Below are 23,255 nucleotides of genomic sequence, written 5' to 3'. Positions count from 1 at the left end.
CGCAGCGCCACTTCGGGCGGGACGTTGGTGCGCCCGCCTACTCGGGTTCGTCGTCGCGGTCGAAGCGGCTGAGGTATGTCCGGACGGAGCGGAACGTATCGACGCCGACGAGAATGCCCTCGCCCGGTGAACCGAGGGTGGTCAGTACCCAGCCGGCGTCGGCTGCGACTCCGGCTCCTACCGCCAACGGTGTCCGCGCAGCGCCAGCCCATAGCTCGAGGTAGCTGCGCAAGCCAGCGAAACTGAGGGTCCGATCGACCAGCTCATCTGAAACGCCGAGCTGATCCTGCGCGGTCGGGAGGCTAGCCTCGAGTTCACTGCGGACCGGCTCGGGTGCGGCGTCGTATGCCAACTTGAAGTCATCAGCGGCTGCCCGGACACGGGCGTAGTCCACGCCCAGAGGGCCTGTTGTCGCCAACGCGTCCGCGAGGTTCTCGGTCGCCTGCAGCAGGCTGGGTGATTTCGCGACCGGTGCGTACATGGTGCCAAGACCATCGAGGCGTGTTGCGCTCCTGCCCCGGTATCCGGCAACAGCGACATCTAGCGAGGGCTTCACGATGCTGTCAAACCGGACCTGCCGAAGAGTCTGCTGCCGCACCGCGTACGCGGAGATGGCCGGCTGCATGAGCTGGATCATGCGCTGCAGCTCCTGTCCGTAGATCAGGTCGAACTGTCGCACGCTCTGCAGCGCCGGAGCGATCGCCTGCGCAGCCGAACGATTCATTTGCGCGATGGCCTGCGCTGCGGGGGCGAGGTCTCGGATGATCTGCAACGTCGGTGCGAGCTGCTCAACCATCTGCTCACGTCACGCCGCTGCCTGCGCTGCGTAGGGCTGCACGGCAGTGATGGCTGACTGGATAGACCGCATCGTCTGTGTGATCGACACCTGCTGCAGGTTCGGCACCGTCGCTGCAGTTACCGCTGCCGTCAGCGCAGCGGTGCTCTCCTGCACAGCATCGAGGGCTTCAGCTCCCGCCACGGACCCGGTCTCGGCTGCTGCCTGGTTCTCGCTGTCGTCCGACTCTGCTTCCTTCGACACGTCCGTCATTCGCTGTCCCTCCACATCTGTGGCGCAATCGCTCCGATCGGATACCAGTGTGCCAATTCATTACGCGGCCCTCGACCCGAGCCCGCCGTGACCGCGACGAATGATTCGAATCTGGTTCCCGGAACCGTCTGCTGCAGGTCCACCAGCGAGGCGATCGCTGCCTGGTTGTCCGGCCCCACGTACTGACCCCGCACGCTTCCTGCTGTCCGCCGTTCGACGGAGCGCGGACCCACCGCGAGCTGAATCTGACCGAGTCGTTCCACTCCCCCGTGGCACCGTGGGGACGATGATGATGATCGGTCGACGCGCTGGCGAGAGAGGCACAGCGCGATGACACCAACAGATAGCGACGATGTGTCAAGATGCAGACTGACCTAGGGGGAACATGTCTCAGCTCACTCCGTCCGCCGCGCCAGAAGCCAGACTCACGATTGACGTGATTCGGTGGGTGATCGGCAACCAGTTGTCAGCCGTCGCCGGTGGTTTCCTTGCATTCGGCGCAGCACTCCTACTGCAGCAGTCTTCCGATCAAGTCGCCGAGGAGACGATTCGGGCTGAGCTCGGCGACCGGGATGGAGGCGCGCTCATCGAAAAAATGAGTCGGGAGGCGGCCGAGGCTACCTATGCCTGGGTGCCCGTAAGCCTCGTCGGTTGGCTCATCTGTGTTGCTCTCGCCGTCGTTATGGCGGGATTCTTGTTCTTCTCCACGAAGGGTCCGCAGGGGTGGAACGAGAACAAGTGGCTCTACAGGCTCCTGGGCGCCGGCTTCACCGGAGCCGGCACCGCCCTCGTGGTCGCCGCCGTTTCGAATGCCTTGCTTCAACTCACCGGCGGTGCCGCACCCTGGTTGTTCATCTTCGCGGCTGTCGGTTGCTTCGTAGGATCCGCACTCCTGAAGAGGAAGAGCTTCTGGTACGCCCTCTGGACGTACTTCCAAGAGCGCAGGGCTGCCACACAGAACGCAACCGCGGGCTCCGCTACCGCGGCGGATAGCCAGGGCTTAGGGACCCTGTAAGCGCTCCTGACCACGAGTTTCAAGCCGCCCGTCGACGAGGGAGCTATCCCCGCACTTCGGGCGCTGCTTGAATCCGCTTTGGAGACGCACCTCTCCATGCTCGCCCGACAGGACCTGACCGCCCTGGTGCAGAACGAGGACGCCCAGATTAGCCTGCCGCAGTTCTGAGCGGCGAGGCCGCGAAGCTTGTCGGTGGTGAGCCATACCCTGGTCTCAACTGACCTAAATAGACTAAGAGGAGCGCTACGACCATGATTGAGATCGAGTTCATCCCCATCGGGGAAGAAACGAATACGGGCGACGCGATCCTCTGTCACTTCACCGAGCCAGGTACGACCACCGACCGGGTTGTGCTTATTGATGGGGGATTCGCCGACTCGAGCGGCCCCATCATCGCTCATATCGACGCTTACTATCCAACGTCCGTCATTGATCTGATGGTTTGCACGCATCCGGACAACGATCACATCAACGGCCTGTTCGGCGTGCTTGACAAGATGACGGTTCGCAACCTGCTCATTCATCGGCCTCGCGACTTTGGGTTCAGCTCGGACGCGGTCGCCGCTGACAAAGTTGATGACCTCATCCGCACCGCACGCAGCCATGGCGTCAAGGTCATCACCGATGCTTTCGCTGGCACCACCATCTTCGGGGACGTGATCCACGTTGCTGGCCCGTCCCGAGAGCTGTATGTCTCGCTCCTGTCGGAGCAGGAAGCCGAGGCCGGAGGTGGCCATGGAAGCTTCAACAGCGGGTCGCTCCGTGAGGTTCCGGCGGATCCGGGCGGCCCAGTTCTTACCGACAATGGTGGCACGACCGCACGAAACAACAGCAGCATTGTCCTAGACATCCAGGTCGATGGCCGACGAGCGTTGATGACCGGCGATGCAGGTGTGCCGGCGTTGACCGCAGTAGCTGACCACCTCGATCGCGTTGGTCGAGCAACACAACTCCCGGACTTCTTCGATGTGCCGCACCACGGCTCCCGACACAACCTCACCGGCGCTCTGCTTGACCGACTCATCGGCCCAAGGGGTGGCGATGAGAACGTTCGGAGTGCATTTGTCAGCGTCGGCAAGAAGGCGGACGACTTTCCTCGACCGGAAGTTGCGAACGCGTTGAAGCGTCGCGGCTGCCGTGTCTCCGCAACCCGCGGGCAGACCATCCGGTGGTTCAATGGTGCCACGCAACGTGATGGGTGGCACGAGCTGACACCGCTGCCGTGGTTCGAGCTGCCGAAGTGATAGGTGTCGGCTTCGACCGCTACGACTGGCGGGCGAGATTGGTGCCCGGTATCGCCGCCGTCCTGCCCGCGGTGACGGTTGTCGTCTCGATAGGCGTCGAGACGCACGTTGTCACCTCGTTGGCATCGAGCGCCGTGCTGCTCGCCGTCGGCGGTTTCTTGCTGGCAATAGCCGTCGGCGACGCGGGGCGCAGTTGCGAACCGGCGCTTTGGGCATCCTGGGGTGGGAGACCGACAACACAGCTCCTGCGTCTACGTGATCAGGCTCCGAACGCGGCGCAACGGGAAGGTTGGCGTGCCGCGGTCTCCAAGGTCACTGGCATCGACCTGTTCTCGTCCCGTCGAGAATCGTTGAACCCGTCGGACGCAGACGAAGTCATCGAGACCGCGACCGACCAACTGCGGTACCTGTCTCGAGCAGGCGAAAACTCGGCGCTGGCCGATGCGAACGCCGAGTACGGTGCGCAGCGAAACATCTGGGGCGCGAGACGTTTCGGGCGAGGAATCGCCGTCGTGAGTCTGGTGGCGCTTTGGGTGACAGCATTGTTCGGACAGGAGGTGCTGCCGATCTCTGCGGTCGCGCTTGTCGGCGGCAACATCGCGATTGTCGTCGTCGGCTTGTGGTGGTTCATCTTCCCGTCGGCGGATCGAGTCCGGTCTGCTGGATTCCGCTACGCCTATCAACTATTCGATGCCACGGTGCGTGCTTCAAAGTCATCGAAGTCTTGATTAGCCGTAGCCACGAACATGCTCGGGCGGTCGCGCCCCGAGCACGTTGCTCTTGGCGGCGCGGGCGTCTCGTTGGGGGCCATCAATCATCTGCACAGGCACCGCATGGCTGTTAGCCCTGTTCGAGCCGCGCTGGCAAATCTACGCAGGCCACTTCGTGATCCCGCTCCTGCGGAAGTAGTCCTCGAAGCTTTCGCTCGGGCAGCTGAGCTCGTGCACAATACGCGCAACTTGGTAGGGCCAGTCAAGCACGACCCACTGGCTTCCGCGCTGGCCTGGTAGCGGTAAGACCGCGCGCCCGCCGTCGACTGACGCGAGGTGCACGCGATCCGCAAGAGAGCCGCGGTAGAAGACATCCGCGTATTCGCCCCTGATCTTGTCGTCAGGAAAGGCCGACCACTCCTCGACCCAGTTCTCGCTCGGGTGGTGTGCAGAGTCAGGCATGCCGTACTCGATGGCAATGTCCACGTCATTCAAGCGGTCACGACGCGACGACGCAGCGCAGGAGACCGCGTTCCTACTGCGACTCACCGAAGGCCTGCAGAAGGCGATGGACGCGTACGCGCGGGCCTTCTTCGTGAACGAAGAGTGTGAGTTGCTGTGGACCTACCCGTACTCGCCGACGAGACTCACCACCGAGCCGCTCGTCTGGACGCCGGAGCGCTCGGCCCACGCTAGGAGTCTCGCGGTGGGGTGCGAACTCGGCGATATCGACACGGGTCGGCTTCACGCGCTGCTGGCCGACGGTGATCGCACGCTGACCGAACTTTCGACTGAGCTCGGGCGGACCGTCGCGCACGTCAAGCTCGCGATCGACGCCTGGCCGCCGCCCGTGGTTTCTTAAGGGCGACCGTCCGGAGTGCTGACTAAAGTCCGACTCGCCTTGAGCTCGCGGAACCCATCGCGGGCGGGAGATTCGTCCGCGGCCCAGTTCCTTCGGCTCGCTGAAGGACCTCCTCACCTCAAGGTGCTGCGTCGACGGCAGGCCTCCACTCGTAATCCACGAGTCTGTCGTCGCCGTTCGCCTTCCGCACGAGGACGCCGGTCAACGTTGTGAGCTCAGCCGAGCGGACGTACGGCTAGAACACGTGCAAGGATCGACCCATGCAGTCGAGGGACCTCGCCAAAGTGCGTGACGACCTGGCGCGGGACGGCTGGAGTTGCCAGCGTGGGAATTTGCAGCAGCTCCGTACTGCACTCGCGTTGAGCAACGGCTGGAGTCCGCTCCAGAACAGGCCCGGTGCCAGTCGTCAAAGCACAACTCTCCGACCTTTTGCAACCGCGGACGCGCCTCCCCACTCCTTGAGTGCCGTGTACGGGATGGGTCGGCAACCATTGCACACAGACGGTGCTCACATCGTCGATCCGCCAGACGTCATTGTTCTTCATTCGAAAGCGCCTAGCACTACCCCCACCGTCGTCCACAAGCCGGGGTGGGGCTTGCCTGAGTGCCTGACGACCGGGATTTTCACGGTGCACGGAAACCACAACACCTTCCTTACGCCCGCTCGCACCGCAAGAAGATTCAGGTTTGACCCTGTCGTGATGACCCCTGGTGACCATCATGCTCGAGAAGCAATTGTCTACTTTGAGCGCATGCGAGCTCCGGAGACGGTTTACAGTCACGATTGGAGCGAGAGTGACATGCTGCTATTCATCGACAATCGATCTGCTTTGCACGCGCGCGATGCGATAGCGTCCGGTGATGAAGGGCGACGCATTGAGCGCCTCGCGCTGAAGGTCGAGCGGCTTCAATGAATCAGTTTGATTCTGACGGACTTTGGATGAAGTCCCGGCTTTTCATGAACCGTGCTCTCGACGGCGCCGGACGCGATTTCGAGGAGCGCGCTTTTTGGGCCTGCTGTGCGTTGGAGCTACTCGGCAAAGCAGCTCTGGCGCGAGTGAGCCCGCTTTTGGTGGCGAACCCGATGGATGACGGCAACAGCCTCCTAGTAGCGAGCGGAGTTCGGGAATCTGCCGAGGCGCAGTCCGTGCAGGCCAAGGCTGTGTGGATGCGCTGCGAGCGGGCCTTCAAGCCGTTCAAGGCCGGCGAAGCGAAGAAGCTTTCAAACGGCCGGAATGCTTACATTCATTCCGCGGCAATCGGTTTCGACGCCATCCCAGAATCTGCATGGTGGCCAAGCTTCTGGGCGCAGGCGGTGATCCTGCTGCAGCACCTTGGTCGGTCTGTGGAGGACTATATAGGGAGGGCGGCCGCCGACACGGCGCAAAGGCACCTGCAGACCAAGCGGGACAATTTGAAGCGCCAACTCGAAGCTCGTCTTGAAAGCGCCCGAACTCGCTTAGCTCAACACGATTCGGGGACTCTCTCGGCAAAGGAGAGTGCTGAATGGGCAACCTTCGCGCTTCCCAGCTACCTGCATAGCACGCCCATCGAGTGTCCGGCATGTGCAGGTGATGCCCTGATAGGCGGAGATGAGAAGACAGACGTTCGGGTTGAATCCCAGGCTATGTCTCCTGATGAATCCTGGCAGGAGCCGGTTGTCGTCATCTCCATTGCCACCAATGCTCTTGTGTGCCCTCGTTGTCATCTTGAGATTCACGAAGACGATCTGCTGGTTGAGGCAGGCGTCGACCTGAGCTTCGATACCGAGGGGGACGTCGATGACTTGGGTTGGGATTTGGAATACAACAACGAGTAGGGCGGGCCCTCGAAAGTGATGTTACGACCGGTCAGTAGTCGACGGTGTCCAACCCAAGTCATGCCATGGTTCGTGTTTAGCCCCGGGCATTCGCTGACCAGCCAAGCTCGGAGTTGCGTCTGAGCAGGTCCTCGCCAAGCTGGACGAGACAGACTTCCAGCGGTCAACGTTCCGGGGATCTGACCTCCCCGGTGACGTTGGTGGCGCTACGGGCAGCAGGAGGCGTGTCTTGCGGGAGCGACACGTTTCGCGAGCAGCATGCGCGACGGTTTCACTGAACAGCGGCGTCCTCGTTGGGGGTGCTGCGACATCTTTCGTGAACAGTCACAGCGCGTGACAGGTCGGCTCGGGAACACCGCCACCATCGGCACAGCGGTCGGCTGCGTCGCACTCCTGGCCGCCGTCGCTGTCGTCGCCTGGGCAGCAGGCGCCTTCCGGGCCCAGGTGCCGATCACGGTCGTCAACGACCTCGGCCACTCCGTCGACCTGGCGTGCCTGTGGGACAACCGCGACGGACTGGTGCCCGGCGACCGGACGACGCTCCTCGTCGATGCGCACGACGGCTCGACGGAGTACGGGTGCCTGGTGCTCGACGCCCGAGGCCGGCTCGTAGCACCGCAGGAGCTCCGGCTGACGGACGCCTCGACCGATCCCTCGCTCGCCTGTTCGACCTGACGACCCGACGCCGTCCACCCGCGCGAACTGGGAGGATCACGTCGTGACCGTGGACACCGATCTCAGACGACGGCTGCAGGACGCATTCCGGTGGCGGAGTGATCGGACGGATCCGTACTCCTACGCCGACGTGACCGGCTGGTGGCGCGATCCGCACGTCCTGCGCGCGCTCGGTCCCGGTCTCGCCGCCCTGTTCGACGATGCCCAGCCAACGGTGGTGCTCGGGATCCAGTCGCGCGGAACACTCCTCGGAGCACTCGTCGCAGCGCACCTCGGGGTCGGCCTCGCGGAGGCTCGGAAGGACCCGAGCCGTGCTGCGGACGACGATCCGTGGTGGGAGGTGTCCACCGGCCCGGACTACCGGGACCGCTCCCTGCACCTCGGAGTCCGCCGGAGCCTGCTGCGGTCCGGCGACCGAGTGCTCTTCGTCGACGACTGGATCGCGACGGGAGCGCAGGCGGAAGCTGCGCGGATGTTGACCGACATGGCCGGCGCGACGTGGCTCGGTGCCGCCGTCGTGGTCGACGGGCTCGAGCGGCCTCCGCTCCGACGGACGCTGCGACTGCGCGCGCTCCTGTCGATGCACCAGTTGTAGACGGTTGCGGGCAGGACGGGGTGATGATGGACCGCATGGACCACCAGAGCGAGGACCGTGGGACGCCGGCACCGAGCCGGCGGACCTTCCTGCGCCGAGCCGGTGTCGGCGCGGCCAGCGCTGCCGTCGGCGCCGGGCTCGTGGGGGCCGGGGCAGCGTACGACCGGTCGGTGCACGATGCCCGGTACGGCTTCACGCCGCTCCCGGCACGGCCCGAGCCGGGCTTCGACCACGTCGTCGTCGTCATGTTCGAGAACCGGAGCTTCGACCACGTCCTCGGCCGGCTGTACACCGGCGCCGACCTCCGCACCGGGCAGTCCTTCGCCGGGCTGCAGGACGGACGTCACGAGAACACCGCCCCCGACGGCACCGTCGTCCCCGCGCACGTGTACGAGGGGACGACCGACCACGTGATGAGCCAGCCCGACCCGGACCCGGGCGAGTTCTACCCGCACGTCAACACGCAGTGGTTCGGTCTCGTCGAGCCCGCGGAGAACGCCGACCCGGCACGGAACGGGTACGCGGCGCCGTTCAACGCCCCGGAGGACACGAGCACGCCGACGATGTCCGGGTTCGTCCACGACTACGTGGTGAACTTCCGGTTGGAGCGCGGCCGGGAGCCGAGCGTCGAGGAGTACTCGCGGGTGATGGGCGGCTTCTCGCCGGCGATGCTGCCCGTGTTCTCCACGCTCGCCAGGTCGTTCGCCGTCTACGACCACTGGCACTGCGCGGTGCCGTCGCAGACGTTCTGCAACCGCTCGTTCTTCCACGCCAGCACCTCGCACGGCTTCGTCACGAACGGCCGGGAGGGCGGCCCGCAGAAGTGGCTCGACGCGGACGCCGTCCCGACGATCTTCAACCGGCTCGAGGACGCCGGGAAGACCTGGCGCGTGTACTTCGACGCCCGGCAGGTGGTGTCCCTGACCGGCTTCCTGCACGCCCCGTCGATCGAGCGGTACTGGAAGACCAACTTCCGGAGCATGGAACAGTTCCACGCCGACGCGGCGAGCGGGAACCTCCCCGACTACGCGTTCGTCGAGCCGCGGATGATGTTCGACCACAACGACATGCACCCGCCGGTCGGCAGCCCCGGTGACCACAGTGCGCCGGACGCCGGCGCCTACGAGTCGGCGACGTCGGACGTCCGTGCAGCGGAAGCACTCCTCGCGAGCGTCTACGACGCCGTCCGCGGCGGACGGAGCGAGCGCGGATCGAACGCGATCAACACCGCGCTCGTGGTGACCTTCGACGAGCACGGCGGGATCTACGACCACGTCCCACCACCCGCAGACGTCGCGACGCCGTCGGGGTCACCGACCCCGGGGGAGATGGGGTTCACCTTCGACCGACTCGGCGGGCGGGTGCCGGCCTTCGTGGTGTCCGCCTACACGGAACCCGGGACGATCATCAACGAGCCGATGCACCACGCTGCAGTCATCCGGACGCTGACGGAGCAACACGGCCTGGAACCCCTCACCCACCGGGACGCCGAGGCCACGGGGATCCACAACGTGCTGAACCGGAAGGTCCCCCGGCAACCGCAACTCTGGCCGGACGTCGCCCCGCAGTACGTGCCGACCAACCCGGAGGGCAGGAGCGGTCCGCCGTCGGAACGGGACCGACGCCGGCCCCTGACCGCGCCGGGGATCGGGCTGCTCGGGCTGCTGCTGGCCAAGTACGAGCCCGACGCCCCGGTACCCACGACGTTCGGGGACGCCTACGACGTCCTCACCGAGCACGGCGCCGGACTCTTCGGTGACCGCGACTGACCGCTCCACCTGAGCAGCGGTGACCGTCAGGTGGGCGACTTCCGCTGACGATCCGGTGTGCCGGATGATGGGTCGGTGAACCGCACCGACCGCCTCTACGGCATCGTCGAGGAACTGCGGGCCGCCGCGCCGCGACCGCGGAGCGCTCGTCGTCTCGCGGAGCGGTTCGAGGTCTCGGTGCGGACCGTCGAGCGGGACCTCGCGGCACTGCAGCAGTCAGGGCTGCCGATCTGGGCGGAGCCCGGCCGCACGGGTGGGTACGTCATCGACGCGTCGGCGACCCTCGGCCCCGCCGGCTTCACGCCGGACGAGGCGCTCGCCGTGCTGATCGGCCTCGGTGCGCTCGGCACGAGCCCGTTCCGGCAGGCTGCCCGCACCGCGGCACGCAAGGTGCTCGCCGTCATGCCGGACCGCGACGCGGCACGAGCCGGTGCCGTTGCGTCACGAGTCCACTTCCTGGAGGCCGACGGGGACCCCGTCACGCCGGTCACCTTCGCCGAGGCCCTGCGTTCGGACCGCGTGGTGCGGCTGCGGTACCGGGCTGCGGACGGCAGTGAGTCGTCTCGGGACGTCGAACCGCTCGGGTCGATCGAGAAGGACGGGCACTGGTACCTGGTCGCGTGGTGCCGGCTGCGCGACGGTGTCCGGGCGTTCCGCGGCGACCGGATGGCGTCGATCGAGGTGACCGACGAGCGGCCACCGCGGCGCGTGCTGCGCACCGAGGACCTGGGCATCGAGTACGGACGACTCCGTCCCGTCGGCGGCGACTGAACCGTCGACCGAGCCGCGGACCGACGGCGGTCCGGCGACGCGCGAGGACGATCTCCGACGACGGGATCCGGCGAACACCGACAGGACGGTGTCGCGACCACCCGTGAAGCTGGTCGACGACCGCGTCAGCACCAGCACCACCGGAGGAACCCCTTGTCGTTCACGTCCATCCGCATCGTCACCGACGACCTCGACGGCCTCGTCGCCTTCTACGAGCAGCTCACCGGCCAGCGCGCCGAGCGCCCCGCGCCCGTCTTCGCGCAGTTCACCGGCCCCGGTGCGACCCTCGCGATCGCCAGCACCGCCACCGTCGCGATGCTCGGCGGCGCCCTGACGCCCGCCACGAACCGGTCCGTGTTCATCGAGTTCGAGGTCGACGACGTCGACGGCCGCTTCGCGCAGCTCCGTCCCGAGCCCGAGCACGTCGTCCTCGGACCGACCACGATGCCCTGGGGCAACCGGTCCGCACTGCTCCGCGATCCTGACGGCAACGTCGTCAACCTGTTCAGCCGGCCGGGGTCCGACGGCGAGGACTGACCCCGGCGCCGGGCCGACCCACCCCCGCCGCGCGGACTACCGCGTCGGTCCGAGCAGTGCCCGCGCGGCCGTCGCGGCGGCCTGTGCCCACGGCCGCGACGGATCGGCCTGCGCACTCGCCATCGCGCCGTCGTAGAGCAGGCACAGCTGGAGCGCCGTGCCGTCGACGTCCTCGACGCCCGCGTCAGCGAGGAGGCCGCTGAACAGCCCGCGCACCCAGTCGCGGTGTTCGAGCGTCACCTCGTGCGTCGGGTGTCCCGCGCCGTACTCCGCCTCGACGTTGATGAAGGGACACCCGCGGTACCCGGGCTCCTCGAACCACTCGCCGAGGAGCGCGAACACGGCGACGATCCGCTCCTCCGGGGTCGCCCCGCGATACGGCAGCTCGGCGGCGACGTGGTCCTGCCACGCGGTGCTGCGGCCGCGCAGGTAGCCGAGCACGAGCTCGTCCTTCGTGCGGAAGTGCGTGTAGAGGCTGGCCTTCGAGATGTCCGCCTCGGCCGCGACCTGGTCGACGCCGACGGCGTGGATGCCCTGCTCGTAGAACAGCCGGTCGGCGGTGGCGACGGCGCGTTCGTACGCGGGGCGACGACGTGTCCTGGTGGGCTCGGGCATGGTTTGACTTTACTGCACTGATCTGTACAGTTACCAGCACCACAAACCGAACAGATCTGTTCAGTCAGGAAGGCATCATGACTCCCATCGCCCTCGTCACCGGGTCCACCAGCGGCATCGGTCGCGCCACCGCCGAACTCCTCGCCTCGCGTGGCATGCACGTCGTCGTCTCCGGCCGCAGCGCCGAGCGCGGCGAGGAGGTCGTCCGCGGCATCCGCGCTGCCGGCGGCACCGCCGACTTCGTCCGCGCCGAGCTCGGCGACGCGGAGAGCGCCCGGGCCCTCGCCGCCGAGGCACTCCGCATCGGTGACGGCCGGATCGACGTACTCGTGAACAGTGCGGGCATCTTCCCGTTCGGGCCGACCGCGGACACGACGCCCGAGGGCTTCGACGAGGTGTACGGCCTGAACGTCAAGGCGCCGTACTTCCTCGTCGCGGCGCTGGCCCCGGGCATGGCGGAGCGCGGTGCCGGCGCGATCGTCAACGTGACCACGATGGTCGCCGAGTTCGGTGCCGCGGGCATGGGCCTGTACGGCTCGACCAAGGCGGCGCTGGTCCTGCTCACGAAGTCCTGGGCGGCCGAGTTCGGGCCGTCCGGCGTCCGCGTGAACGCCGTGAGCCCCGGCCCGACCCGCACCGAGGGCACCGCGGCCATGGGTGAGGCGCTCGATCAGCTCGCAGCTGCCGGTCCGGCGGGACGCCCGGGGTCCGCGCAGGAGGTCGCCGAGGCGATCGCGTTCCTCGCCGCCGACACGGCGTCCTTCGTGCACGGCGCGGTGCTGCCGGTCGACGGCGGACGCATCGCCGTCTGATCCACCCGGCCGCCGACCGCGACGGCCCCGCTGCGTCCGCGTGGGACGTGGCGGGGCCGCGGGAGGCGCCTCCCGGCCGGGACGACCTACCCTGGACGGATGCTCTCCCGCCGCGACGCCGCCATCCGGCTCGACATCCCGCTCGAGATGGCCGCTCGCCACGGCATCCCGTCCCACATCAGCGAGTCCGAGCTCGAGCGGATCGAGCAGGACCCGCCCGCGTGGCTCGCGCAGTCGCGGGGCAACCGCACGGGCGCGAAGAAGGTCTGGGCGCACCTGGAGTGCGCCGTCTGCGGGTTCTCGGAGCAGGAGCGGCCGAAGAAGTGGTGGCCCGAGTGGACCCTGCTGGTGTGCCACGACCACGACGAGGTGCCGCCGCCGGCGCCCGGGACCACGCGGCACCTCGTGTACGGGGTCGGCAGTCGGTTCACGGCGCTGGTCGACGAGCCCGCCTGAGCGGCACCGGCCGGTCGAGAGCCGGACGAGGCCCGGACGAGGCCCGGACGAGCCGGTCAGTCGTCGAGCGTGACGTCGCTCCAGGGCACCGGTGTCACCGCGCCCGTCTCCCAGTCGCGGCGGAGCACCCCGTACGCCACCGACGCCTTCGGTGACCCGCCCTCGACCGGCCACGACTCCCGGTAGTACGCCTCCTGCACCCACCCGGCGCGCAGGAACACCCGGCGCATGGCGGTGTTGTCCTCGCGCGTCTGCCCCTCGAAGCGCGTGACCTCCGACATCGTGCGGAACACGTGGTCGGTGACCGCGCGCAGGGCCGGGAGCCCGAGTCCCCGCCCACGGAACGCCGGCGCGAGCCGCAGGTCGAGCAGCGGGGCCGGGTCCTGCAGGTCCTCGAGCACGACCAGGCCGACGCGGCCGAGCCGGTCGTCGTCGAGCCACCAGGAGTCGTGCTCGTCGTCGCGGAACGCGCCGCGGTCGACCGCGCGCTCCAGGTCGGCGCGAGTGGGGTGTGCGCGGACGTGGAAGGGGAAGTCGGCCGACGTGTGGAAGGTGACCAGGGCCTCCCGGTCGGCACCCTGCGGTTCGGTCCTGGTCAGCGCGATCGCCATGCGACCACGCTACGGGCCGGCGGGATCAGCGCCCGGGCGGCGCGGTGGCGAGGAGGATCTGAGCGTCGAGCATCGGCTCCGCCCCCGTGGTCCGGACCAGCGCGTCTGCTGCGGCGCGGACCGCGGTCCGCTCCTCGGGGGTCATCCGGCGCAGTGCCGCCCGGATCTCGACCGCCCGGCGGGCGAGCACGTGCTCGACGAGTGCGACGGCCTCGTCACCGGCGGTGACCAGGACCTCGCGTCCGGAGGTCCGTCGGGTCACCCAGCCGTCGCGGACCAGGCGGTCGACCATCCGGGTGATGCCCGACGGCAGCAGTCCGAGCTCGACCGCCAGGTCTCCGGCGCGCAGTGCGCCGCGGGTGACGAGGAGGACGAGGATCCGGTACTGCTGCAACGTCACCTGCTCGAGCGCGGGGGCGAGTGACCGGAGCACGATGCCGAGTCCGACGACCGATGCGTCCACCACGGACGACTCCGTTCGTGACTGCTGCTCATCGTCGTCGCGCACGCGGCAATCCTACGGCGAGGTCGCCCGGTCGACGCTGTGGTGGTCGGGCCGGAACCCGTGGTCGGTGCCCCAGAGGACCGCGTCGACCCGGTTCACCGCGCCGATCTTGCTGTAGAGCGTCCGGATGTGGGTCTTGACCGTGTTCGGGCTCAGGTGCGTGAGTTCGGCGATCTCGTCGTTCCGCTTCCCCTGGGTGATCAGGGCGAGGATCTCGGACTGCCGGTCGGAGATCCCGTGCTCCCGACCCGGCCAGTCGACCCCGGGACCGCTCGGGACCCGGCGCCGAGGGGCGTCGAGCACCCGTTCGCCGGCGGCGACCCGCAGGAGCCCGTCGGCGAGCTGCTCGCCGGTCGAGCTCTTCGCGAAGTACCCCGTGGCGCCTCGGGCGACCGCCGCGTCGATGAGGTCCTGGTCCATCTTCCACGTGAACACGGCGACGGTCCGGATGCGGGGGTTCGACGTCAACCGGGTCACGTCCTGGTCGTCGGGCTCCGGCTGCGCGAACGTGTCGTAGAGCGCGACGTCGACGTCCACGGTGACCCGCCGTCGGGCGTCGAGCTGCACGACCTCGAGCCGGTCCGCGAACGGCGCGAGCAGGTCGGCGAGGCCGCGGAGGACCAGCTCGTAGTCGTTGACGAGCGCGACGCGGATGCGGCCGGGCATCTGGATCCTCTCAGGACCACCCCTGGGGGTGAGACGGGTGCTGATCGACGCGAGTTCCGTCGAGATCACCACGCTACGGACGGCCTTGTACCCCGTCTGCAGCCGGGCCTGGGAACCGCGATGGTTGCCCGGGAGCAAGTTTTCCTGGTCGGCCCTGATGCGCCGCCCCTCGATCCCCCGGAAGGACCCCTCATGTCGGATGCACTCGCTCCGTGGAACGCGACGCTGACGCTCGCGGAGCACTCGATCATCGTCTACGCACTCTCCGTCGCCGGACTCGCGCTCCTCGCGTTCTTCGTGAAGTCGATCGTGTCCACGAACGAGGTCACCGGTCGCTACCGGACCGGCGTCTACGCGGGGACGGCGATCACCGGCGTCGCCTTCCTGTCGTACGTCGTGCTCGTCGCGTCCTTCGCCCTCGGGTACGACCGCAAGGGTGACTCGTGGGTCCCGAACGCGAACGCGATCCTGTCCTGGGCACCGCGCTACTTCGACTGGACCGTCACCGTCCCGCTGCTCGTCATCGAGCTCCTGGCCGTCGCCACCCTGGCCGGCGTCGCGGCCCGCCGCCTGCGCGCGGTCGGCGTGGCCGCCGCGTTCCTGATGATCAGCACCGGCTTCGTCGGCGGCGTCGCGATCGACTCCGGCACGAGCATGCCGGCCCTCTGGACCTGGGGCATCATCTCCGGCGTATTCATGGTGGTCCTGTACCTCCTCGTGATCTACGTGGTCGTCAAGGGCGGCCGCGACCTGAAGGGCTCGGAGGCGGCGACCACGCTCCGCAACGCGGGGATCCTGCTCATCGTCACCTGGATGGCCTACCCGATCATCTTCGGCCTGCAGGGCTGGGGCCACGGTGGCGCCGTCATCACCTGGATGCAGGTCGTCCTGTCGGCCGCGGACATCGTCGCGAAGGTCGGCTTCGGCGCGATGATCCACAAGGTCGCCAAGTTCCGGTCCGCCGAGGACGTCCGCGCCGGCGTCGACACCCTGCCCGAGGCGCTGTGGGTCTCGTCCGAGAAGCTCGCCGACGGCACCCTGCCCGACACCGCGACCGAGTCCGACACCGCCACCGTCGCAGGTCGCGGTGAGCACCGTGTCCGTCGCTGACACCGGCACGACCACCACGGGGGCCGGAGCGCACGTCGCTCCGGCCCCCGGCCCCGTCGCGGGGCCGCTACCCGCCTCCGTCGACGTCGCCGTGGTGGGCGGTGGTTGCTCCGGCATCGCGACGGCGGTCCACCTCGCCGCGCTGCCGGGAGACCCGTCCGTCCTGGTGCTCGAGGGCCGCTCCACACCGGACCCGCGCTCGTGGTGCTCGTGGGACGACGGCAGCGATCCCCTCCCCGAGGCCCGCTCGGCCTCGTGGACCCGGTGGGAGGTCCGGACCGACCGGGGCACGAGCGTCGGGACGGACCCCGACCACCCCTACGTCCTGGTGCGCGCGGCGGACCGACGGGCAGCTGCCGAGCGGCGGCTGGCCGCGCTCGGTGGCGTCCGGGTGGTCGACGGTGCCCCCGTGACCGCGGTGACGGCGGTGCCCGTGACGGACGGTCCGGGCGTCTCGGTCGAGTCGGCCCTCGGCACCGTGCGGGCGGCGAGCGTGCTCGATGCCCGGGGACCGCGCTGCCCGGAGCACGTCGGTGCCGGCCGGGTCCTGCTCCACCAACGGTTCGTCGGACACTGGATCACCGCGGACCGGCCCGTCTTCGACACGACGACCGCGACGCTCATGGACTTCACCGGGCAGGCCGCCCCCGGACCCGTGCGGTTCGTGTACGTCCTGCCGGTCTCCCCCACCGAGGCCCTCGTCGAGAGCACGCTCTTCACGCCGGACGCCGCGGACCCGTTCGACCACGAGGACCACGTCACGCAGTACGTCGAGCGGCGCTGGGACCTGCGGCCGGACGAGTGGCGGATCGTCGACTCGGAGCGGGGGTGCATCCCGATGACCGACGCCCCGGTCCGAACCGGTGCGCGGTGGTCGGATGCGGAGGCCGTCGTCGGGACGACCCGACCGAGCAGCGGCTACGGGTTCGCCCGGAGCAACCGGCACAGTGCCGTCGTCGCGCAGCACCTGGCGGCCGGCACGCCCGTCCCGCCGTTCGTCGACGGCTGGCGCACGCGGTTCCTCGACGCGGTCTTCCTCCGGTTCCTACGCGACCGACCGGAGCAGGCCCCGGAGGCGTTCCGCCGCCTGTTCGCGCTGCCCGGGCCGCTCGTCGTCCGGTTCCTGACGGAGCGCTCGACCTCCGCGGACGACGTACGGATCGTGCTGGCGCTGCAGAAGCCGCCGTTCCTCGCGGCGCTCGTCCGCACCGTGGTCGACGCGGTCACCCGACGCCGGACGGAAGCGGTTGCGCACGCCGACGCCGACGCCGACGTCGACGCCCGTCGCGGCCGTGCGGCGGGGAGCACTCGGTGACCGCCGTGACCGCCGCGGATCCCGTGCTCGCGCTCCCGGAGACCGCTCTCCCCGCGCTCCGCACGTGGGTCGCCGACCACGTGCTGGCGCCCGTCACCGTGGTCCTGGCCGTCACGGCCCTGGTCTGCGCGGTCTTCCGGCTCAGCGGCACACCGGTGCCGATGGCCGTCCAGCTCGTCCCCTTCGCCGTCAGCGTCCTGGTGTTCGGGCTCCCGCACGGTGCGCTCGACCACCTCGTCCCCGCCCGGCTGCGCCCGGGGACGAGCACGGCGCGCTCGGTCCTGGTGGTCGTCGCCCTGTACCTCGTCGTCGGGTCGGCCACCGCCGCGCTCTGGATCGCCGCGCCGCTGCTGGGCTTCGCCGTGTTCGTCGCGATCACGTGGTTCCACTGGGGGCAGGGCGACCTCTTCGTGGACCGACTGCTCGGCGACGGCGCAGCGGGACGCGCCGGCTCCGTCCTGACCGTGCTGGTGCGCGGTGCGCTGCCGATGTTCGTGCCCTTCGTGGCGCAGCCGGGTGCTGCCGTGCAGGTCGTCGTCGCGTCCGCGGCCGTGGTCGACGGCGGGATCGGCCGAGCCGTCCTCGTCGTCCCCGCTGCGGTCCGGATCGCGGGCGCCGCCCTCGTCCTCGTGCTCGTCGTGCTGCACGTCGTGGCGGTCGGTCGATCGGGCGGGCCGCGCTGGCGGCAGGTCTCCGAGGACCTCGTGCTCGTCGCCTTCTTCACCGTCGTCCCGCCGGTGCTCGCGGTCGGGCTCTACTTCACCCTGTGGCACGCGGTCCGGCACGTCCTCCGGCTGGAGCTCACGGACCCGACCAGCGCGCGGCAGCTGCACCGCGGGCGACTGCTCGCACCGTTCCTCCGGTTCGCCCGTCAGGCGTGGCCGATCACGGCGATCGCAGTGGCGATGCTCGTGGTGCTCGCCGTCGTGGTCCGGCGGGTCGACCTCGGGGTCTACCTCGCCCTCATCGCCGCACTCACCACCCCGCACACCGTGGTCGTCACGTGGATGGACCACGTCCAGCGCACGTGGTCCCGACGCGCACCCGAACTCGCACGCCCCGCACCCCGAACGAAGGACGTCCCGTGACCGACACCCCCACGCCCCGTGCCTCCGGCCTGCGCACCGGCGCGGTCTTCGCCGGTCGGATCCTCGTCATCGCCGCGGCGGTCGGTCTGGTCGGCTGGATCGCCTTCACCCTGTCGAACGTCGTGGTGCCGTTGCTCATCGGTCTGGTGGTCGCGGCACTCCTCGTCCCGTTCAGCGCTGTGCTGCAGCGCCACGGCGTCCCGAAGTGGCTCGCGATCGTGATCGCGCTGCTGTCGCTCGTGGGCGGGATCGCGCTGCTCGTGTTCCTGGTCGTCTGGCGCGTCAGCGAGCAGCTCCCCAGCCTCGAGGACCGGACGGTCGCGCTCATCGGGACCGTGCAGGACCTGCTGCGGCACCCGCCGTTCGGCCTGCCGTCGGTCGACCTCGACACCCTGTCCGCCGACGCCAGGACCTTCGTCGAGCAGCACGCCGCCGAACTGCAGCAGGGGATCGTCGTCGCGGGGGCGACCCTGGTGCACCTGGGCGAAGGGCTCTTCATCGTGACCTTCGTGACGATCTTCGCGCTCACCGGCGGTCGCCACATGTGGGAGTGGGTCGTCTCGCTCTTCCCGCGGGCCGCGCAGCACCGGATCGGCGTCGCCGGCGAGGCCGGGTGGACGACCCTGACGCACTTCATCCGTGTGCAGGTGATCATCGCCGCGACGGACGCGATCGGCATCGCGCTCGGCGCCTTCCTGCTCGGGGCGCCGCTCGCCGGACCCATCGGGGTGGTCGTCTTCGTCGGGGCGTTCATCCCGGTCGTCGGTGCCTTCGCCGCGGGGGCGGTCGCGGTGCTGCTCGCGCTGGTGTTCAAGGGGTGGGTGGTGGCCCTCGTCATGCTCGGGATCGTCGTGCTCGTGCAGCAGCTCGAGGGGCAGGTGCTGCACCCGTTCCTGACGGGCTCGGTCGTCGCGGTCCACCCGCTCGCGGTGTTGCTCGCCGTGATCGCGGGCACGACGATCGGCGGCATCGCTGGCGGGTTCTTCGCCGTGCCGCTCGCCGCGACTGCGAACTCGATGATCCGCGCCGCCCGGCAGGACGACCCCGACGTCGAGATCGCGCTGCCGATCCCGAAGAGCGCCGAACCGGCCGGGTGACGAACCGGCCGGTCCGGGTCCGCGCGGCACCGCTCACCGTCGTGCCGCCCGCCGCCGCGGAGCGCCGTTCACCGTTCCCGGCGGTAGGCGCTCCCGTCGCACGTGTGCGCGGCGTCGTCGTCGAAGAGCAGGCGCAGCGAGTAGGCCGCGCAGTCCACGAAGGTCGCGATGCTGATCCACGTCCGGGACCGTCGCAGCTCGCCCTTCGACGGACCGTCCGAACCGATGCCCGCGCGGTGCACGACCCAGGCCAGGTCGCGGGCCTCGGTGTCGAGCCAGCGCATCACGGCCTCGTTGTCGCGGTGCTGCCCGTCGTACGAGCGCGCGATGGTCGCGCGGACGAGCCGCAGCACGGGCATCAGCCGCTTCCCCGGAGCCGCACTCAGCCCACCCGCCTGGTAGAGCAGGCGACGGACCCCCTTCCGGCGCATGACCGGGACGAGTGCCTGCACGAACGGGGTGTTCACGAGGCGGTCGCGCTGCGCCACCACGTCACCGAGCATGAGGACCACCGCGTCCACGCCCTCGAGCAGGGCGTCGAGGTCGAGCGGTTCCGAGATCGACCCCTGCACGACCTCGAGCCCGTCGTGCTGCAGCGAGAGCTTCGCGGGGTTCCTGGCGAGCGCCCGGACCCGGTGGCCGGCGTCGAGGGCGAGTCGGGTGAAGTGCTGACCGGTCTGGCCGGTCGCGCCGAGCACGAGGAGTGTCTGGTTCGAGGTCATGCGGCAAATCTAGACACTGACAAGAAAGTAGTCAATGACTAGTTCCGCGGTAGGATGATCCCGTGAGCGACCGGTCCTTCCACCACGGGAACCTGCGCACCGCGCTGCTCGACGAGGCGATCGTCGTCATCCGCCAGTCCGGCGTCGACGGGCTGTCCCTCCGTGACCTCGCCCGACGGGTGGGCGTGAGCCACGGCGCACCGCGGAGCCACTTCGTGGACCGGCAGGCACTGCTCGACGCGCTGGCGGAGGCCGGCTTCCACCGCCTGACCAACGATGTCCGTCGCGCGGTGGCGGGGCAGCACGACGTCCGGGAGCGGTTCCTCCGCGTCGCCCGCGCCTACGTCGACTTCGCCATCGACGACTCCGCACTCATGGACCTGATGTTCCAGACCGGCGCAGGCGGTCGCCCGGAGGCCGTCTCGAGCGCCGCACGGGACCTGTTCGACGCGCTCGACAGCGCGATGGGCCCGCGGGACGGGCGCACGGACGAGGGCGCCCGCGACACGTTCAAGATGCTGTTCGCGGCCTCGATGCAGGGCATCGCCGCGCTCGTCGCCGCGCACCGGATCGCCCGCGCGGACGGGGACCGTCTCGTCGGTGACGCGATGGAGATGATGCTCGGGTCGGACCTGGCCGCCCGGACGGTCAGCGCCCGCTGACCACCGCGTCCCGCCGCATCCGCACCAGGCTCGCGCCGGTCGCTCCCGCCATCGCGACGAGGATCACCACGAGCGACACCCACGTCGGGATCTCCGGCGCCCACGAGAAGCCCTCGCCGCCGTTGAGGAAGGGCAGCTCGTTCTCGTGCAGGGCGTGCAGCACGAGCTTCACGCCGATGAACGCCAGGATGAGCGCGATCCCGTACTTCAGGTAGACCAGGCGCTCCAGCAGCCCACCGAGCAGGAAGTACAGCTGCCGCAGGCCCATCAGGGCGAAGACGTTCGCGGTGAAGACGATGAAGGCACTCTCGGTGATGCCGAAGATCGCGGGGATCGAGTCGAGCGCGAACAGCAGGTCGGTGGTGCCGATCGCGATGAGCACGATGAGGAGCGGGGTGAAGTGCTTCGCCCCGTCCTGGGACACGCGGAACTTCATGCCGTCGAACTCGTCCGTGATCCGGACGCGCCGACGGAGCAGTCGGACGAGGGCGCTGTCCTGCTGCTCCTCGTCGTCGTCCTCGCGGAGCTGCTGGATCGCGGTCCAGATCAGCCAGGCGCCGAACAGGTAGAAGATCCAGGTGAAGTCCTCGATGAGCTGCGCGCCGACCAGGATGAACACCCCGCGGAGCACCAGGGCGATGATGATGCCGAGCATCAGCACCTCCTGCTGGATCGCCTTCGGCACGCTGAAGCGCGCCATGATGATGACGAAGACGAACAGGTTGTCGATGCTCAGGCTGTACTCGGTCAGCCAGCCGGCGACGAACTGCCCCGCCGCGTCCCCGCCGGCGAAGACGAGCATGAGGACCGCGAAGACGAGCGCCAGTCCGACGTAGACGCCGACCCACGCCCCGGACTCCCGCAGGCTCGGCACGTGCGGCCGCCGAGCGACGATGAGCAGGTCGACGAGCAGGATCGCGACGAGCGCGATGATGGAGCCGACCTCGAAGACGACGGGGAGCTGGGGCATCGTCCCAGTCTGGGGCATGCGGACGGGAGGCGCGCGGCGGGCCCGCCACGTGCCTCCCGTCCGTCGCGTCCCTCGGTCAGTCCCCGCGGTCGCCGACCGCGTCGGCCGCCTGCTCGTACAGGCTGGTCGCCAGGGCGTTGAGCACCTCGTGCAGCTCGCCGCCGTGCGCGCCGTCGACGGCGCGCAGCATCGCGCCGTACCGGGCCCGGTAGTCGTCGACCACGGTCTCGCCCGCGGGCAGCAGGCGCAGCAGCGATCCGCGTCGGTCGGCGGGGTTGGGCGCACGCTCGAGCAGCCCGGCGGCCGTCATGCGGTCGATCATGTTCGTCACCGCACCCGAGGTCAGCCCGAGGTACCCCGCGACCTCGGTGGGGGTCGAGTACCCGGTGTCGCTGACGAGCACGAGCGCGCGCAGGGCGTTCTCGTGGATGCCGGCCCGTGCGCTCAGTTGCCCGATCAGGCTCGTGTGCGCGCGGACGACCGCGGCGAAGGCTGCCATGAGGTCGGCGTCGTCGTCGCTGGTGGGGGCCACGGGACCTGCTTCCGTCGAAGGGAGGACACGAGGCGTCCCCCGGTCTGGGGTAATCATACGAGTGGTCAAGTTGGCGAACAACTAACTATCTTGATGGTTGAAGCAAGTCGGCCCGAACCCCTTGCTCCCAGACTTCCCGCACCACACCGAACGAAGAGGTCCACCGTGTCCACCAAGCTCCGCACCTCCGCACTGAAGCGGATCCGTTTCGCCCCCGTGGCGCTCCTGGCCGGCATCTTCGCGGCCGTCCTGCTGTCGCTCTCGCTGACCGGCACCCTGTCCGGGTTCGCCGCGAGCATCACGAACTCGAGCAACACCGCCGCCACCGGCACCCTGGTCATGCAGGAGCAGAACGCCGGCGCGACCGTCACCTGTCTCAGCACCGACGGCGGCTCCGTCTCCACGAACGCGGCGACCTGCTCGACCATCAACAAGTTCGGCGGCAGCACGACGATGACGCCGGGCAACACCGTGAACACCGCGATCTCGATCAAGAACACCGGTACCGCGAACGCCGCGACCTTCACGCTCACCCCGGGTGCGACCTGCACGCAGTCGGCCAACGGCACCCAGAACGGCACCGCGACCGACCTCTGCGCCAAGATGAACCTCGTCATCACCTCGGGTTCGACCACCGTCTTCAGCGGTACCCTCGCCAGCTTCAAGGGCGCGCCGGCCTCGTCCTTCACGATGCCGCAGGCCCCCGCAGCCGGCGCGACCGTCCCCTTCAACTTCGCCGTGACCCTCGACCCGTCGGCCGGCAACACGTACCAGGGTCTCGCCGCCTCGGTCCCGATGACCTGGACCTTCACCGCCTGACCCCCGAGGAGCGAGCCGGCGTGACGCCCTGATCCCGCCCCGCCGGCACCGCTCCCGCACCCCGCGGCCGGCCCCCCGGCCGACCTCCCAGACCGACGCCCCCGACCGGCAGCCCCCCGTCCGGTCGGGTGACGTCACCCCCGGCGCAGCCCGACCGTCATCCCCCCGTCCGGTCGGACCGCGCCCACCCCCGGCGGCACTCGGACGCCACCACGTCCGAGTGCCGCCAC

General features: G+C 69.1%; 29 protein-coding genes. 19 read left to right on the top strand and 10 right to left on the bottom strand.

What is annotated here, in order from left to right:
• Positions 1-37 precede the first annotated feature (37 nt).
• Both QUG98_RS05405 and QUG98_RS05400 read right to left on the bottom strand, forming a co-directional pair.
• Positions 38-796: a hypothetical protein gene (locus tag QUG98_RS05405; RefSeq protein ID WP_289469609.1), complete on the bottom strand. Its 759-nt coding sequence runs from the start codon at positions 794-796 to the stop codon at positions 38-40.
• A gap of 9 nt (positions 797-805) precedes the next feature.
• Positions 806-1,048, bottom strand: coding sequence for a hypothetical protein (locus QUG98_RS05400; RefSeq protein ID WP_289469607.1), 243 nt, complete (start codon positions 1,046-1,048; stop codon positions 806-808).
• A 385-nt stretch (positions 1,049-1,433) separates the two neighbouring features.
• On the opposite strand from QUG98_RS05400, the gene QUG98_RS05395 reads away from it, so the two are divergent.
• From QUG98_RS05395 to QUG98_RS05385, 3 genes are all read left to right on the top strand, one after another.
• Positions 1,434-2,063, top strand: coding sequence for a hypothetical protein (locus QUG98_RS05395; protein ID WP_289469606.1), 630 nt, complete (start codon positions 1,434-1,436; stop codon positions 2,061-2,063).
• A 251-nt stretch (positions 2,064-2,314) separates the two neighbouring features.
• Complete coding sequence (locus QUG98_RS05390) at positions 2,315-3,307, top strand: ComEC/Rec2 family competence protein (protein ID WP_289469605.1); 993 nt, start codon at positions 2,315-2,317, stop codon at positions 3,305-3,307.
• Positions 3,286-4,035 (top strand): hypothetical protein, encoded by a 750-nt coding sequence (locus QUG98_RS05385; protein WP_289469604.1) that lies wholly within the window; start codon positions 3,286-3,288, stop codon positions 4,033-4,035. Before QUG98_RS05390 ends, QUG98_RS05385 begins: the two co-directional genes overlap by 22 nt.
• A gap of 141 nt (positions 4,036-4,176) precedes the next feature.
• Here the strand turns inward: QUG98_RS05385 and QUG98_RS05380 are convergent, their stop codons facing one another.
• Positions 4,177-4,503, bottom strand: coding sequence for a hypothetical protein (locus tag QUG98_RS05380; protein WP_289469603.1), 327 nt, complete (start codon positions 4,501-4,503; stop codon positions 4,177-4,179).
• On the opposite strand from QUG98_RS05380, the gene QUG98_RS05375 reads away from it, so the two are divergent.
• From QUG98_RS05375 to QUG98_RS05345, 8 genes are all read left to right on the top strand, one after another.
• A complete protein-coding gene (locus tag QUG98_RS05375; protein WP_289469602.1) occupies positions 4,496-4,879 on the top strand; it encodes a hypothetical protein in 384 nt (127 codons plus the stop codon). The two genes, QUG98_RS05380 and QUG98_RS05375, sit on opposite strands and share 8 nt — an antisense overlap.
• Before the next feature lie 260 nt (positions 4,880-5,139).
• Positions 5,140-5,793, top strand: a complete 654-nt coding sequence (locus QUG98_RS16575; RefSeq protein WP_353067824.1) for a TauD/TfdA family dioxygenase — start codon at positions 5,140-5,142, stop codon at positions 5,791-5,793.
• Entirely contained in the window at positions 5,790-6,698 is a 909-nt protein-coding gene (locus QUG98_RS05370) for a hypothetical protein (protein WP_289469601.1), read from the top strand. The genes QUG98_RS16575 and QUG98_RS05370 overlap by 4 nt, the downstream gene beginning before the upstream one ends.
• 333 nt (positions 6,699-7,031) lie before the next feature.
• Positions 7,032-7,373, top strand: coding sequence for a hypothetical protein (locus QUG98_RS05365; protein ID WP_289469600.1), 342 nt, complete (start codon positions 7,032-7,034; stop codon positions 7,371-7,373).
• Positions 7,374-7,416: 43 nt separating this feature from the next.
• On the top strand, positions 7,417-7,968 hold the full coding sequence (locus tag QUG98_RS05360) for a phosphoribosyltransferase family protein (protein ID WP_289469599.1): 552 nt from the start codon (positions 7,417-7,419) through the stop codon (positions 7,966-7,968).
• Positions 7,969-8,003: 35 nt separating this feature from the next.
• Positions 8,004-9,737 carry an alkaline phosphatase family protein gene (locus QUG98_RS05355; RefSeq protein ID WP_289469598.1) on the top strand — a complete coding sequence of 578 codons (1,734 nt, stop codon included), beginning with the start codon at positions 8,004-8,006 and terminating at the stop codon, positions 9,735-9,737.
• A 75-nt stretch (positions 9,738-9,812) separates the two neighbouring features.
• Positions 9,813-10,508, top strand: coding sequence for a helix-turn-helix transcriptional regulator (locus tag QUG98_RS05350; protein WP_289469597.1), 696 nt, complete (start codon positions 9,813-9,815; stop codon positions 10,506-10,508).
• Positions 10,509-10,661: 153 nt separating this feature from the next.
• Complete coding sequence (locus tag QUG98_RS05345; RefSeq protein ID WP_289469596.1) at positions 10,662-11,045, top strand: VOC family protein; 384 nt, start codon at positions 10,662-10,664, stop codon at positions 11,043-11,045.
• Positions 11,046-11,081: 36 nt separating this feature from the next.
• Here the strand turns inward: QUG98_RS05345 and QUG98_RS05340 are convergent, their stop codons facing one another.
• Positions 11,082-11,660, bottom strand: a complete 579-nt coding sequence (locus tag QUG98_RS05340) for a TetR/AcrR family transcriptional regulator (RefSeq protein ID WP_289469595.1) — start codon at positions 11,658-11,660, stop codon at positions 11,082-11,084.
• 77 nt (positions 11,661-11,737) lie between these two features.
• Between QUG98_RS05340 and QUG98_RS05335 the strand changes: the two genes are divergently transcribed.
• Positions 11,738-12,472 carry an SDR family NAD(P)-dependent oxidoreductase gene (locus QUG98_RS05335; protein WP_289469594.1) on the top strand — a complete coding sequence of 245 codons (735 nt, stop codon included), beginning with the start codon at positions 11,738-11,740 and terminating at the stop codon, positions 12,470-12,472.
• 99 nt (positions 12,473-12,571) lie between these two features.
• Positions 12,572-12,928 (top strand): hypothetical protein, encoded by a 357-nt coding sequence (locus QUG98_RS05330; protein ID WP_289469593.1) that lies wholly within the window; start codon positions 12,572-12,574, stop codon positions 12,926-12,928.
• A gap of 56 nt (positions 12,929-12,984) precedes the next feature.
• Here the strand turns inward: QUG98_RS05330 and QUG98_RS05325 are convergent, their stop codons facing one another.
• The 3 genes from QUG98_RS05325 to QUG98_RS05315 are packed head-to-tail and all read right to left on the bottom strand — an operon-like array spanning position 12,985 to position 14,710.
• The gene (locus QUG98_RS05325) at positions 12,985-13,539 is read right to left on the bottom strand and encodes a GNAT family N-acetyltransferase (protein ID WP_289469592.1); all 555 of its coding nucleotides are present in this window, start codon (positions 13,537-13,539) and stop codon (positions 12,985-12,987) included.
• 25 nt (positions 13,540-13,564) lie between these two features.
• Positions 13,565-14,047: a MarR family transcriptional regulator gene (locus QUG98_RS05320; protein ID WP_289469591.1), complete on the bottom strand. Its 483-nt coding sequence runs from the start codon at positions 14,045-14,047 to the stop codon at positions 13,565-13,567.
• Positions 14,048-14,056: 9 nt separating this feature from the next.
• Positions 14,057-14,710 carry a response regulator transcription factor gene (locus QUG98_RS05315; protein WP_289469590.1) on the bottom strand — a complete coding sequence of 218 codons (654 nt, stop codon included), beginning with the start codon at positions 14,708-14,710 and terminating at the stop codon, positions 14,057-14,059.
• 192 nt (positions 14,711-14,902) lie between these two features.
• Here QUG98_RS05315 and QUG98_RS05310 point away from each other — a divergent pair, with 192 nt between their 5' ends.
• From QUG98_RS05310 to QUG98_RS05295, 4 genes are read left to right on the top strand one after another with little or no spacing between them, the layout of a single operon-like run.
• A complete protein-coding gene (locus tag QUG98_RS05310; protein ID WP_289469589.1) occupies positions 14,903-15,820 on the top strand; it encodes a bacteriorhodopsin in 918 nt (305 codons plus the stop codon).
• On the top strand, positions 15,798-17,135 hold the full coding sequence (locus QUG98_RS05305; protein ID WP_289469588.1) for a lycopene cyclase family protein: 1,338 nt from the start codon (positions 15,798-15,800) through the stop codon (positions 17,133-17,135). Before QUG98_RS05310 ends, QUG98_RS05305 begins: the two co-directional genes overlap by 23 nt.
• Complete coding sequence (locus tag QUG98_RS05300; RefSeq protein WP_289469587.1) at positions 17,132-18,223, top strand: Brp/Blh family beta-carotene 15,15'-dioxygenase; 1,092 nt, start codon at positions 17,132-17,134, stop codon at positions 18,221-18,223. Before QUG98_RS05305 ends, QUG98_RS05300 begins: the two co-directional genes overlap by 4 nt.
• Positions 18,220-19,320: an AI-2E family transporter gene (locus QUG98_RS05295; RefSeq protein WP_289469586.1), complete on the top strand. Its 1,101-nt coding sequence runs from the start codon at positions 18,220-18,222 to the stop codon at positions 19,318-19,320. The genes QUG98_RS05300 and QUG98_RS05295 overlap by 4 nt, the downstream gene beginning before the upstream one ends.
• A 68-nt stretch (positions 19,321-19,388) precedes the next feature.
• Here the strand turns inward: QUG98_RS05295 and QUG98_RS05290 are convergent, their stop codons facing one another.
• Complete coding sequence (locus QUG98_RS05290) at positions 19,389-20,042, bottom strand: NAD(P)-dependent oxidoreductase (RefSeq protein WP_289469585.1); 654 nt, start codon at positions 20,040-20,042, stop codon at positions 19,389-19,391.
• A gap of 62 nt (positions 20,043-20,104) precedes the next feature.
• Here QUG98_RS05290 and QUG98_RS05285 point away from each other — a divergent pair, with 62 nt between their 5' ends.
• Entirely contained in the window at positions 20,105-20,704 is a 600-nt protein-coding gene (locus QUG98_RS05285; protein ID WP_289469584.1) for a TetR/AcrR family transcriptional regulator, read from the top strand.
• On the opposite strand, the gene QUG98_RS05280 is transcribed toward QUG98_RS05285, so the two are convergent.
• Both QUG98_RS05280 and QUG98_RS05275 read right to left on the bottom strand, forming a co-directional pair.
• A complete protein-coding gene (locus QUG98_RS05280) occupies positions 20,691-21,674 on the bottom strand; it encodes a TerC family protein (RefSeq protein ID WP_058749078.1) in 984 nt (327 codons plus the stop codon). The two genes, QUG98_RS05285 and QUG98_RS05280, sit on opposite strands and share 14 nt — an antisense overlap.
• Positions 21,675-21,750: 76 nt before the next feature.
• A complete protein-coding gene (locus tag QUG98_RS05275) occupies positions 21,751-22,206 on the bottom strand; it encodes a MarR family winged helix-turn-helix transcriptional regulator (RefSeq protein WP_289469583.1) in 456 nt (151 codons plus the stop codon).
• A gap of 165 nt (positions 22,207-22,371) precedes the next feature.
• Between QUG98_RS05275 and QUG98_RS05270 the strand changes: the two genes are divergently transcribed.
• The gene (locus QUG98_RS05270; protein ID WP_289469582.1) at positions 22,372-23,025 is read left to right on the top strand and encodes a COG1361 family protein; all 654 of its coding nucleotides are present in this window, start codon (positions 22,372-22,374) and stop codon (positions 23,023-23,025) included.
• The last annotated feature ends 230 nt before the right edge of the window (positions 23,026-23,255 follow it).

It is taken from the genome of Curtobacterium subtropicum, assembly GCF_030362975.1.
Taxonomy (GTDB): domain Bacteria; phylum Actinomycetota; class Actinomycetes; order Actinomycetales; family Microbacteriaceae; genus Curtobacterium; species Curtobacterium subtropicum.
This window is presented reverse-complemented; position numbering and strand designations above follow the sequence as displayed.

Excerpts from the sequence above, each read along its gene's own strand:
- QUG98_RS05330 (WP_289469593.1), top strand. The coding sequence starts at position 12,572 with ATGCTCTCCCGCCGCGACGCCGCCATCCGGCTCGACATCCCGCTCGAG.
- QUG98_RS05370 (WP_289469601.1), top strand. The coding sequence starts at position 5,790 with ATGAATCAGTTTGATTCTGACGGACTTTGGATGAAGTCCCGGCTTTTC.
- QUG98_RS05390 (WP_289469605.1), top strand. The coding sequence starts at position 2,315 with ATGATTGAGATCGAGTTCATCCCCATCGGGGAAGAAACGAATACGGGC.
- QUG98_RS05340 (WP_289469595.1), bottom strand. The coding sequence starts at position 11,660 with ATGCCCGAGCCCACCAGGACACGTCGTCGCCCCGCGTACGAACGCGCC.
- QUG98_RS05310 (WP_289469589.1), top strand. The coding sequence starts at position 14,903 with ATGTCGGATGCACTCGCTCCGTGGAACGCGACGCTGACGCTCGCGGAG.
- QUG98_RS05315 (WP_289469590.1), bottom strand. The coding sequence starts at position 14,710 with ATGCCCGGCCGCATCCGCGTCGCGCTCGTCAACGACTACGAGCTGGTC.
- QUG98_RS05400 (WP_289469607.1), bottom strand. The coding sequence starts at position 1,048 with ATGACGGACGTGTCGAAGGAAGCAGAGTCGGACGACAGCGAGAACCAG.
- QUG98_RS05405 (WP_289469609.1), bottom strand. The coding sequence starts at position 796 with ATGGTTGAGCAGCTCGCACCGACGTTGCAGATCATCCGAGACCTCGCC.
- QUG98_RS16575 (WP_353067824.1), top strand. The coding sequence starts at position 5,140 with ATGCAGTCGAGGGACCTCGCCAAAGTGCGTGACGACCTGGCGCGGGAC.
- QUG98_RS05325 (WP_289469592.1), bottom strand. The coding sequence starts at position 13,539 with ATGGCGATCGCGCTGACCAGGACCGAACCGCAGGGTGCCGACCGGGAG.
- QUG98_RS05280 (WP_058749078.1), bottom strand. The coding sequence starts at position 21,674 with ATGCCCCAGCTCCCCGTCGTCTTCGAGGTCGGCTCCATCATCGCGCTC.
- QUG98_RS05375 (WP_289469602.1), top strand. The coding sequence starts at position 4,496 with ATGTCCACGTCATTCAAGCGGTCACGACGCGACGACGCAGCGCAGGAG.
- QUG98_RS05395 (WP_289469606.1), top strand. The coding sequence starts at position 1,434 with ATGTCTCAGCTCACTCCGTCCGCCGCGCCAGAAGCCAGACTCACGATT.
- QUG98_RS05290 (WP_289469585.1), bottom strand. The coding sequence starts at position 20,042 with ATGACCTCGAACCAGACACTCCTCGTGCTCGGCGCGACCGGCCAGACC.
- QUG98_RS05335 (WP_289469594.1), top strand. The coding sequence starts at position 11,738 with ATGACTCCCATCGCCCTCGTCACCGGGTCCACCAGCGGCATCGGTCGC.
- QUG98_RS05355 (WP_289469598.1), top strand. The coding sequence starts at position 8,004 with ATGGACCACCAGAGCGAGGACCGTGGGACGCCGGCACCGAGCCGGCGG.